The organism is Shewanella sp. A22 (assembly GCF_053850585.1).
Genome location: NZ_JBSQBN010000144.1, coordinates 1 through 10,294, shown reverse-complemented (window position 1 = coordinate 10,294; position 10,294 = coordinate 1). Strand labels below are relative to the sequence as shown.

Genomic DNA, 10,294 nt, shown 5'->3' with positions numbered 1-10,294 from the left:
AGAATGGAGTCTCTCAGGTATTCCACTTCTGTGTTACATCGATTTAAAAGGCAACAACCATTTCTACATCAATGTGCCTTGAATTGAAAAACCTGAGAGACTCTGAACTGACCAGATATTTAATGAGGTTGGTATTGCATCCGGTTAAAGTACAGCGGCTATCGATTTAGCCAAATAATCAACGTTTGCTTCACTAATACCGGCAATACTGATACGGCTCGAACCGACCATATAGACGCTATATTGCTGTTTCAATTCGGCAACTTGTTGTGGGTTAATACCTAGAAATGAAAACATACCTTTTTGACGGGCGATAAAACTAAAGTCACGGTCAACACCATTGGCGGCGAGTTGGTTAACTAACATTGAACGGTTACCGTTAATGCGATCGCGCATCACTTTAAGTTCATCCTGCCATTGTTGCTTAAGTGCTGGCGTGCCTAAAATAGTTTCAACAATTGCCGCGCCATGAGCCGGTGGCATTGAGTAAATACAGCGCACAACATACAACAATACTGATAGTGCAACATCCACAGTTGTACTGTCTTTAGCCACGATAGAGCAAGCGCCAATGCGTTCGCGGTATAAGCCAAAGTTTTTGGAACAAGAGCTGCACAAAATCATACTTTCAACGGCTGCAGCCATTTGGCGTACGCCATAAGCATCTTCGTCAACACCGTCGCCAAAACCTTGGTAGGCCATGTCAATAAGTGGTGTAAAGCCTTGTTTAACAGTTACGTTAACCACTTGGTCCCATTGTTCGGTAGTTAAGTCCATACCGCTTGGGTTATGACAACAAGCATGTAACAACACCACGTCATCTTTAGCAATGGTATTTAACGCTGCCAGCATTTGATCAAACTTAAGGCTTTTGCTGTCGTAGTCATAATACGGATAGGTTTTAACCGTAATGCCAGCGGCTTCAAATAGCCCTGTGTGATTTGCCCAAGTAGGGTCGCTCACCCACAACACTGAATTAGGATTACAACGTTTAATAAAGTCAGCAGCTACACGCAGGGCGCCGGTACCGCCAGGCGTAGACACTGTGCGCACGCGGTTGGCCAGCAAGGCTGTGTGGCTGGCACCAAAGGCTAATTCACTCATGAGTTGGTTAAACGATACAGAACCCGTCGGGCCGATGTAAACCTTGGTCGTTTCAGTGTCCAAACGGATTTTTTCAGCGGCTTTAACACAATCTAAAATAGGAGTATGGCCAACGGGGTCTTTATAAACACCGACACCCAAGTCAACTTTATTTGGGTGGATGTCTTCGCGATACTGAGTTAGCAGACCTAAAATAGGATCAGCGGGTAAGGCTTTTAGGGTATCAAACATGAATAGAACCTTATATTAGCTATTTGCACTAAGCATAACGCGCTTTAAACTAAGAGTTAAAGCCATAATTGACTGTGAACAAAATAAATTTGTAAATGAGATTTTTTCAATTGGAAAGTTAACTGAACGGACAAATAATACTGTTATATCGCTAAATTATCTGCTGTAATGGCCCTCCATTACATTGTTTGACTATAACGATAATGTGAAAGTGTAGATAAGCAAACGTTTACGGTGACAAATAAACGGTATAAGACGTTACATTATCGTTATAATCTTCCATGTGTCAGTGTGGTATCGTAGCGGTTAACACGCGATGATTACGATTACGTTGTAATGAATTTGTTCCACTTGATTTACGCTGTCTGGCAATAAATGAGTGATGTTTACCACCAAGATTAACTCGAACTTAATCCTTAGCAAAAAAGAAGAAAGCGAATGAAGCAACTGCGTCTTAATCCTATTAATTGCATCAACGGCGAAATTAATATTCCTGGATCTAAAAGTATTTCAAACCGTGTATTACTTTTAGCCACGCTTGCCAAAGGCAGCACCACACTCACAAACTTGTTAGATTCAGATGACATTCGCTATATGCTGGCATCGCTTAAACAACTGGGTATTAAATACACATTAAGTGATGATAAAACGGTATGTGTGGTCGAGGGCAATAATGGACCAATATCAACTATTGAGGCACAAAGCTTATTTTTGGGCAATGCTGGAACGGCAATGCGGCCGTTATGTGCAGCGTTAACATTAGGGCAAGGCGAGTTTACCTTAACCGGTGAACCGCGCATGGAAGAGCGGCCAATTGGCGATTTAGTTGATGCATTGCGTCAGCTCGGTGCAGATGTCAGTTACCTTAAAAATGATGGTTTTCCACCGTTAACGATAAATGCTACGGGGTTGAATGGAGGTGATGTTGAAATTGCAGGCGATTTATCTAGCCAGTTTTTGACGGCACTGCTAATGGTCGCGCCGCTGACTAAAGACAGCGTTAATATTAAAATTAAAGGTGAGTTAGTTTCAAAACCTTATATCGATATTACCATTGCACTGATGAAGCAATTCGGCGTTGAGGTGCTTAACCACCAATATCAACGTTTCGAAATTAAAGCCGGTCAGCACTATGTTTCACCGGGTAAAGTATTAGTTGAAGGTGACGCTTCATCAGCATCGTACTTTTTAGCCGCGGGTGCCATTAAAGGTGGTGAAGTTAAAGTTACTGGCGTGGGCCGCTTAAGTATTCAAGGCGATGTAAAATTTGCTGATGCATTAGCGAAAATGGGCGCAGAAATAGAGTGGGGTGATGATTACATTATTGCCAGAAAGTCTACATTAACAGCCATAGAAATGGACATGAATCATATTCCCGATGCTGCAATGACCATTGCAACAGCTGCTTTATTTGCAACAGGCACCACCAAACTGACTAACATCTACAACTGGCGCATTAAAGAAACAGACCGCTTAGCCGCAATGGCCACCGAGTTACGTAAAGTGGGCGCAATAGTTGAAGAAGGTCATGACTATATTACGATCACACCACCTGCAGAACTCAATACTGCAGCAATTGATACCTATAACGATCACCGTATGGCGATGTGTTTTTCAATGATGGCCTTTGCAGATTGCGGTATCACGATTAATGACCCAGACTGTACATCTAAAACATTTCCTGATTACTTTGCTCAATTTGCCCGGCTAGCAAAATAAACTTTATTACAAGAATATGTATCGTCCATTTGTGTAAACCTGTAGCGTAAATGGGCGATCTTGGTTTTAATAACCGAAAATTCATCAGTAATTAACATTTATTTGTTATACAATGCGCGCGCTTATTTTGATGAACCCTTTATCTTTTCAAGGAAGATAGATTATTTTCGGAGGAAATTATGTCAGAACGGTCTCCAGTGATCACAGTTGATGGCCCTAGCGGTGCAGGAAAAGGGACAATCTGCCAATTATTGGCACAGCATTTAGGCTGGCATTTATTAGACAGTGGTGCAATTTATCGTGTTTTAGCCTTAGCCGCTATTCATCATGATGTTGAGCTAGAAAACGAAGAAGCCTTAACGCTATTGGCTGCTCATCTTGATGTGCAGTTTTTGACGGGCACAGAAAATGATGCAATTAAAGTCATTTTAGAAGGCGAAGACGTGACGACAACCATCCGCACCCAAGAATGTTCAAATGCAGCGTCAAAAGTAGCCGCATTACCGCGGGTGCGAGAAGCCCTATTACGCCGTCAGCGGGCATTTAGCGCAGCGCCAGGTTTAGTTGCTGATGGTCGAGATATGGGTACCGTGGTTTTTTCAAAAGCACCGGTAAAAATATTTTTAACTGCGTCTGCGGAAGAACGGGCGCAAAGACGCTATAATCAGTTGCAGGACAAGGGCTTCGATGTTAAAATCGACCGCCTTTTAGCAGAAATTATTGAACGAGACGACCGTGACATCAATCGCGCCGCATCGCCGCTAGTGCCAGCTAAAGATGCACTTGTTATTGATACAAGCGGCATAGGTATTGAAGATGTATTAAAGCGTGTGCTTGAATATGTTGGACAAAAAATTACTGTAGCCTAGCCGATTCGCGGTTTGAGTGCGCAGTAGGTATTTGTGTTAAGGATGACACGGATAATATTACTAGACTCCACATCTAGGATGGATGGTGGTTTATTTAATGAAAGTAACCTAAAACATGACTGAATCTTTTGCTGATCTATTTGAACAATCCCTTCAAACCCTAGAGTTCCGTCCAGGTTCTATCGTACGTGGTACAGTAGTTGCCATCGAAAACGGTATGGTACTTGTAGACGCAGGTCTTAAGTCTGAAAGCCCAATCAACGCTGACGAATTCAAAAACGCACAAGGCGTTTTAGAAATTCAAGTTGGTGATGAAGTTGACGTAGCCCTTGACTCTGTTGAAGATGGCTTCGGTGAGACTCAATTGTCTCGCGAAAAAGCTAAGCGTCATGAAGCTTGGATCGTTCTAGAAAAAGCGTACGAAGATGCTGAAACTGTAATCGGTATCATCAATGGTAAAGTTAAAGGCGGTTTCACTGTTGAATTAAACGGTATCCGTGCCTTCTTACCAGGTTCTCTAGTTGATGTGCGCCCAGTTCGCGACACCGCTCACTTAGAGTACAAAGAATTAGAATTCAAAGTTATCAAGCTTGACCAGAAGCGCAACAACGTTGTTGTTTCTCGTCGTGCAGTTATCGAATCTGAAAGCAGTGCTGAACGTGATACTCTTCTTGAGAATCTACAAGAAGGCCAAGCTGTTAAAGGTATCGTTAAAAACCTTACTGACTACGGTGCATTCGTAGACTTAGGTGGTGTTGACGGTCTTTTACATATCACTGATATGGCTTGGAAACGTGTTAAGCACCCATCTGAAATCGTTAATGTTGGTGACGAAATCAACGTTAAAGTACTTAAGTATGACCGTGAGCGTACTCGCGTATCACTAGGTCTTAAGCAACTTGGCGAAGATCCATGGTTAGAAATCAGCAAGCGTTACCCAGAAAGCACTAAGCTTACTGGTCGCGTAACAAACTTAACTGACTACGGTTGCTTCGTCGAAATCGAAGAAGGCGTTGAAGGTTTAGTACACGTTTCTGAAATGGATTGGACTAACAAAAACATTCACCCATCTAAAGTTGTTAACTTAGGCGATGAAGTTGAAGTGTTAGTACTAGACATCGATGAAGAACGTCGTCGTATTTCTCTAGGCCTTAAACAGTGTAAAGTTAACCCATGGGATGACTTCGCAACTAAGTTTAACAAAGGCGACAAAGTATCTGGTAAGATCAAGTCAATCACTGACTTCGGTATCTTTATCGGTCTTGACGGTGGAATCGATGGTCTTGTTCACTTATCTGACATTTCTTGGAACGGTACTGGCGAAGATGCAGTGTCTGAATACAAGAAAGGCGACGAAATCCATGCAGTGGTTCTTTCAGTAGACCCAGAGCGTGAGCGCATCAGCTTAGGTGTTAAGCAAACTGAAGATGATCCATTCAACGCATACTTAGCAGACAAGAAGAAAGGCACCGTAGTTAACGGTACTGTTTCTGCTGTTGACGCAAAAGGTGTTACAGTTGAATTAGCAGAAACAGTTGAAGGTTACATTCGTGTTGCTGACATCTCTGCAGATCGTATCGAAGACGCATCTACTGTATACTCAGTTGGTGACGCAATCGAAGCTAAGTTCATGGGTGTAGATCGTAAGAACCGTTCTATCAGCTTATCTATCAAAGCGAAAGATGAAGCTGAACAGAAAGAAGCGATCGCTACTTTGAACAAGCAAGACGAAGTAGTAATGAGCAGCGCAATGGCTGAAGCTTTCAAAGCTGCTCGTAAGTAATCGAAAATCGTCTGTTGTATGGGGACCTTGTCCCCATTAGGCGACTGTGTTTGGCTTGATAATATGGGATAGCTAAGATGACAAAATCTGAACTTATCGAAAAACTCGCCACTAGGCAGTCGCAACTGTCGGCGAAAGAAGTGGAAAGTGCAATCAAAGAAATGTTGGAGCAAATGGCAACAACATTAGAAAGCGGTGATCGTATAGAAATCCGTGGTTTTGGTAGTTTTTCACTTCACTATCGTGCACCACGTATGGGCCGTAACCCAAAAACAGGAACCTCTGTTGATTTGGAAGGCAAATATGTACCGCACTTTAAGCCTGGTAAAGAACTGCGCGAACGTGTCGATGCTGTTAATCTTTGATTAACGCTTGAATAAAAAGCCTCCTTTTGGAGGCTTTTTTGTATCTAATGTAAGTCTCTGCTGGTCAGCTCAGTAAATTTCTTGGATAATCATTATATTGGTACGCCTACATGGAGAACAGCGTGAAATCATTTATTGTCATTGTATTAGTCGGATTGTTATTTGTTTTAGCATTATTATTTGGTGCTAAAAATGAACAAGTTGTGACGTTAAGTTATTTTATTGCCGAAGGGCAGTATCGATTGCCTGTAGTATTGGCCGTCGTTTTTTTTAGTGGCTTTATTATCAGCTGGGTATTTGCGAGTTATCACATCATTAAGCTAAAACTTGCATTGCGAAAAAGTAACAAAGCATTGAAAAAGCTCACCGCGGTTGATGCAACCAATGTTGCTGTAACGCCTAAGGATCAAACCGCCTAGTATGCTAGAAATCTTGTTCTTGTTATTGCCTATTGCTGCCGGCTATGGATGGTACATGGGACGACGCAGTATTCGTCATAGCGATAGCCAACAGAGTAAAAAATTAAGCCGGGATTATTTTACTGGGCTTAACTTTTTACTGTCGAACGAGTCAGATAAAGCTGTTGATCTATTTATCAGTATGCTTGATGTAGATGATGAAACCATCGATACCCATTTGTCTTTGGGATCGTTATTTCGCAAACGTGGTGAAGTAGACCGTTCCATCCGTATTCATCAAAATTTAATTGCTCGGCCTAATTTAACGAATGAACAACGCGACATCGCCATGATGGAGCTGGGTAAAGACTATATGGCCGCAGGTTTTTACGACCGTGCTGAAGAGATATTTGTTAATTTAGTTCGTCAAGAAGATCACAGCGAAGAAGCTGAAACTCAACTTATACTTATTTACCAAGTGACCAAAGAGTGGCAGAACGCCATTGATATTACAAAACGGTTATCTCGTAAACGCCAGCAAGCACTCAAGTGTACGACGGCACATTTTTATTGCCAATTAGCTGATGAAGCCGCTAAAGACAGCGACAAAATCAAGAAACTCCAACAAGCCATTAAACAAGATGCTCAATGCGGTCGTGCTTGGTTAACGTTAGCAAAAATTTACCTTGATGCTGGTCAGCTTGATTTATGTAAGCAAGCAATACACGAATTAAAAGACGCTGATATTGATTTATTTGCCGATGCGGTGTCAATTGCAAAGCAAGTGTATCGAGACACCCAAGACCCAAACGGCTTTCACGAACTGCTTGCTAAAGCGATTGCTGATGGCGCAGGGGCAAGTGTTGTAGTTGCATTAGCCGAACACAAAATAAGCCTCAATCAACACCAAAGTGCAGAAACAATGATGCTGGATAACCTCTATCGTCATCCGACAATGAAGGGCTTTCAGCACTTAATGAAATTGCATATTAAACAAGCTGAAGATGGACAAGCCAAACAAAGTTTGTCAATGCTCGAACAGCTGGTAGAACAGCAAATTAAATTTCGTCCTAGCTATCGCTGCACTGCCTGCGGTTTTCCGTCTCACGGTTTATATTGGCATTGTCCATCATGTAAACAATGGGGCAGTATAAAGCGTATTAAAGGGCTTGATGGTGAATAACGTCATCATCGCACTCACAACACTATAATAAATGTACTAACACAAGCTATTGCCGCTGGAGTTCTAATGACTGATAAATCAATCGTAGTTGCCCTTGACTATGACAATAAAAATGATGCATTAACCTTTATTGATAAACTAGATCCAGAGATGTGTCGTCTAAAAATCGGCAAAGAGATGTTTACTTTATTTGGACCAGAATTGGTTAACGATATCCACCGTCGTAATTTTGATTTATTTCTCGATTTAAAATTCCATGACATTCCTAATACGGTTGCCAAAGCCGTTGCTGCAGCTGCAGACTTAGGTGTATGGATGACAAATGTCCATGCAAGTGGTGGTTTCACCATGATGCAAGCCGCCAAAAAAGCGTTAGAACCGTTTGGTAAAGATGCGCCATTATTAATTGCTGTAACTGTGCTAACCTCAATGTCTGATGAAGACTTAGCCTTACTTGGTATTAATGTGCCCGCTTTTGAGCATGTATTGCGTCTAGCTAAGTTAACTCATCAAGCCGGTCTTGATGGTGTAGTGTGTTCTGCACAAGAGGCTAAGTTACTTAAATCATCATTTGGCAAAGACTTTATGTTAGTTACTCCGGGTATTCGGCCTGCAGGCAGTGATGCGGGCGATCAACATCGGGTTATGACACCTCCGCAAGCCATTGCAGCAGGGGCCGATTATTTGGTGATAGGGCGCCCAATCACCCAAGCTGCCGATCCATTAGCAGCGCTTAAAGCTATCAATCAATCATTACAGGTTTGATGTATTACCTGTAAAGATAATGCATCTAGATTAACCCGATCACACAGAATAAGGGATGACTATGTTTGATTACACAGGTAAAAATGTTGTCGTAGTGGGTGGCACTTCAGGTATTAATCTTCAAGTTGCCATTCAATTTGCTAAAGCAGGCGCCAATGTAGCCGTTGCGAGTCGCAATATTGATAAAGTTAACGCTGCGGTTGCATTGCTCACGCAGGCCAATCCAGATGGCAACCATGTAGGCGTTAGTTTTGATGTCCGTGACAATGAAGCCTTAACGGTTGGTTTTGAGCAAGTAGCGCAAGCTTACGGTCATATTGATGTACTTATCAGCGGCGCGGCGGGTAATTTTCCGGCAAGTGCAGCAAAATTGTCGAACAATGGCTTTAAATCAGTTATTGATATTGATTTAATTGGCAGCTTCCAAGTACTCAAGCAAGCCTATCCATTGTTAATAAGGCCTGGTGCCAGCATTATTCAAATTTCTGCACCACAAGCGTACATCGCGATGCCACTTCAAGTGCATGTGTGTGCCGCTAAAGCCGGCGTTGATATGTTAACTCGAACATTAGCACTAGAGTGGGGCGTTGAAGGTGTTAGAATTAACTCAATTGTACCTGGACCCATTGCCGATACTGAAGGTTTTAATCGATTAGCACCAAGCGATGAGCTACAACAAAAAGTGGCGAACAGTGTGCCGCTCAAGCGTAATGGCCAAGGTCAAGATATTGCCAATGCAGCCTTGTTTCTTGCATCGGACATGGCATCTTACATCACTGGAGTGGTGTTGCCGGTTGACGGTGGTTGGTCATTAGGTGGTGCCAGTATAGCAATGACAGAATTAGGCGAGATAGCCGCCAAGCACGGTTTATAAAAATCGATAAATTTAAAGGTAAATATCATGGCAAATGCATTACAAGATCAACTGCTTAAAGCGGGTCTAGCCAGTAAACAAAAAGTACGGGACGCAAAGACACAAAAGCGTCGTGACAAAAAAGCCAAAGTAGATGATGGCAGTTCAGCACTTAAGCAACAAATTGCCGAGCAAAAATTGGCTCAAGCCAAAAAAGACAAAGCCTTAAATGAACAACGTTTTGCACAAGCCTCTGAAAAAGGTCAAGTACGTGGTCTCATCACCGAGTTTTCTAAGTTTGCCATTTCGGTCGCCAAAGATGCAGAGCTTAAGTTTAACTACACATTAGAAAACAAGATATATTCCGTTTATATCACCGACAAAATTCAAGCAGATTTATTGAACGGCACATTAGGTATCGTCCGTTATGAAGATAAAACCTACATCGTGCCGCATAAGCTCGCAGAACGAGTTAAGCTACTTGTTCCGCAATGGTGTGGCTACTTGTGGGATAAAGAGGCGAAAGATTCTGTTGCACAAGTGAGCGATGCAGACGATCCATATGCTGATTACGCCATCCCAGATGACTTAATGTGGTAGTCGTTGCGTGCCATAAAAAACCTCTGTAAAAGAGGTTTTTTATGGCACAATTATCGATGACCGTTCACCTGTAATACCAATCCTATTAAATATGTGATCTTTCAGCGGGCGTTCAAAGTGCTGTAGGCTAGGCAGATGATTGAAGCGAATAGTGATTATCGGTAACAAGCTCCTGCGTTACTCTACCTCCAGTATCTGACCGCCATGGATGGTGGAAATGTGTTATTTTTTATGGAAAAAAATAGACCATGCCGTCGTATTTTGAAAGCATCTAACGAAGCATAAAGGACTTTGAAGCCCGCCAGAATGGAGTCTCTCAGGTATTCCACTTCTGTGTTACATCGATTTAAAAGGGAACAACCATTTCTACATCAATGTGCCTTGAATTGAAAAACCTGAGAGACTCTGAACTGACCAGATATTT

Annotated in this window: 10 protein-coding genes; 9 read left to right on the top strand and 1 reads right to left on the bottom strand. The window is 42.3% G+C overall.

What is annotated here, in order from left to right; genetic code table 11:
• Nucleotides 1-144 precede the first annotated feature (144 nt).
• A complete protein-coding gene (locus tag ACWXWT_RS18230; protein ID WP_456042999.1) occupies nucleotides 145-1,335 on the bottom strand; it encodes an amino acid aminotransferase in 1,191 nt (396 codons plus the stop codon).
• Nucleotides 1,336-1,773: 438 nt separating this feature from the next.
• Here ACWXWT_RS18230 and aroA point away from each other — a divergent pair, with 438 nt between their 5' ends.
• The 9 genes from aroA to ACWXWT_RS18185 all read left to right on the top strand — a co-directional run bounded on the left by aroA (nucleotide 1,774) and on the right by ACWXWT_RS18185 (nucleotide 9,870).
• Entirely contained in the window at nucleotides 1,774-3,054 is a 1,281-nt protein-coding gene (gene aroA / locus ACWXWT_RS18225; protein WP_456042998.1) for a 3-phosphoshikimate 1-carboxyvinyltransferase, read from the top strand.
• Nucleotides 3,055-3,233: 179 nt separating this feature from the next.
• Nucleotides 3,234-3,923, top strand: coding sequence for a (d)CMP kinase (gene cmk / locus ACWXWT_RS18220; RefSeq protein WP_456042997.1), 690 nt, complete (start codon nucleotides 3,234-3,236; stop codon nucleotides 3,921-3,923).
• 115 nt (nucleotides 3,924-4,038) lie between these two features.
• Nucleotides 4,039-5,706, top strand: a complete 1,668-nt coding sequence (gene rpsA / locus ACWXWT_RS18215; RefSeq protein ID WP_456042996.1) for a 30S ribosomal protein S1 — start codon at nucleotides 4,039-4,041, stop codon at nucleotides 5,704-5,706.
• A 77-nt stretch (nucleotides 5,707-5,783) separates the two neighbouring features.
• Entirely contained in the window at nucleotides 5,784-6,071 is a 288-nt protein-coding gene (ihfB, locus tag ACWXWT_RS18210; protein ID WP_137227242.1) for an integration host factor subunit beta, read from the top strand.
• Nucleotides 6,072-6,193: 122 nt separating this feature from the next.
• A complete protein-coding gene (locus ACWXWT_RS18205; RefSeq protein WP_456042995.1) occupies nucleotides 6,194-6,490 on the top strand; it encodes a LapA family protein in 297 nt (98 codons plus the stop codon).
• Nucleotide 6,491: 1 nt separating this feature from the next.
• Nucleotides 6,492-7,652, top strand: a complete 1,161-nt coding sequence (lapB, locus tag ACWXWT_RS18200; protein ID WP_456042994.1) for a lipopolysaccharide assembly protein LapB — start codon at nucleotides 6,492-6,494, stop codon at nucleotides 7,650-7,652.
• A 66-nt stretch (nucleotides 7,653-7,718) separates the two neighbouring features.
• On the top strand, nucleotides 7,719-8,417 hold the full coding sequence (gene pyrF, locus ACWXWT_RS18195; RefSeq protein ID WP_456042993.1) for an orotidine-5'-phosphate decarboxylase: 699 nt from the start codon (nucleotides 7,719-7,721) through the stop codon (nucleotides 8,415-8,417).
• 61 nt (nucleotides 8,418-8,478) lie between these two features.
• Nucleotides 8,479-9,291, top strand: coding sequence for an SDR family oxidoreductase (locus tag ACWXWT_RS18190; RefSeq protein ID WP_456042992.1), 813 nt, complete (start codon nucleotides 8,479-8,481; stop codon nucleotides 9,289-9,291).
• A 27-nt stretch (nucleotides 9,292-9,318) separates the two neighbouring features.
• Nucleotides 9,319-9,870: a DUF2058 domain-containing protein gene (locus ACWXWT_RS18185; protein ID WP_456042991.1), complete on the top strand. Its 552-nt coding sequence runs from the start codon at nucleotides 9,319-9,321 to the stop codon at nucleotides 9,868-9,870.
• Nucleotides 9,871-10,294: the final 424 nt, after the last annotated feature.

What these genes read in the sequence shown, in the direction of transcription:
- ACWXWT_RS18230 (WP_456042999.1), bottom strand. Translation starts at nt 1,335, where the DNA reads ATGTTTGATACCCTAAAAGCCTTACCCGCTGATCCTATTTTAGGTCTG.
- aroA (WP_456042998.1), top strand. Translation starts at nt 1,774, where the DNA reads ATGAAGCAACTGCGTCTTAATCCTATTAATTGCATCAACGGCGAAATT.
- cmk (WP_456042997.1), top strand. Translation starts at nt 3,234, where the DNA reads ATGTCAGAACGGTCTCCAGTGATCACAGTTGATGGCCCTAGCGGTGCA.
- rpsA (WP_456042996.1), top strand. Translation starts at nt 4,039, where the DNA reads ATGACTGAATCTTTTGCTGATCTATTTGAACAATCCCTTCAAACCCTA.
- ihfB (WP_137227242.1), top strand. Translation starts at nt 5,784, where the DNA reads ATGACAAAATCTGAACTTATCGAAAAACTCGCCACTAGGCAGTCGCAA.
- lapB (WP_456042994.1), top strand. Translation starts at nt 6,492, where the DNA reads ATGCTAGAAATCTTGTTCTTGTTATTGCCTATTGCTGCCGGCTATGGA.
- pyrF (WP_456042993.1), top strand. Translation starts at nt 7,719, where the DNA reads ATGACTGATAAATCAATCGTAGTTGCCCTTGACTATGACAATAAAAAT.
- ACWXWT_RS18190 (WP_456042992.1), top strand. Translation starts at nt 8,479, where the DNA reads ATGTTTGATTACACAGGTAAAAATGTTGTCGTAGTGGGTGGCACTTCA.
- ACWXWT_RS18185 (WP_456042991.1), top strand. Translation starts at nt 9,319, where the DNA reads ATGGCAAATGCATTACAAGATCAACTGCTTAAAGCGGGTCTAGCCAGT.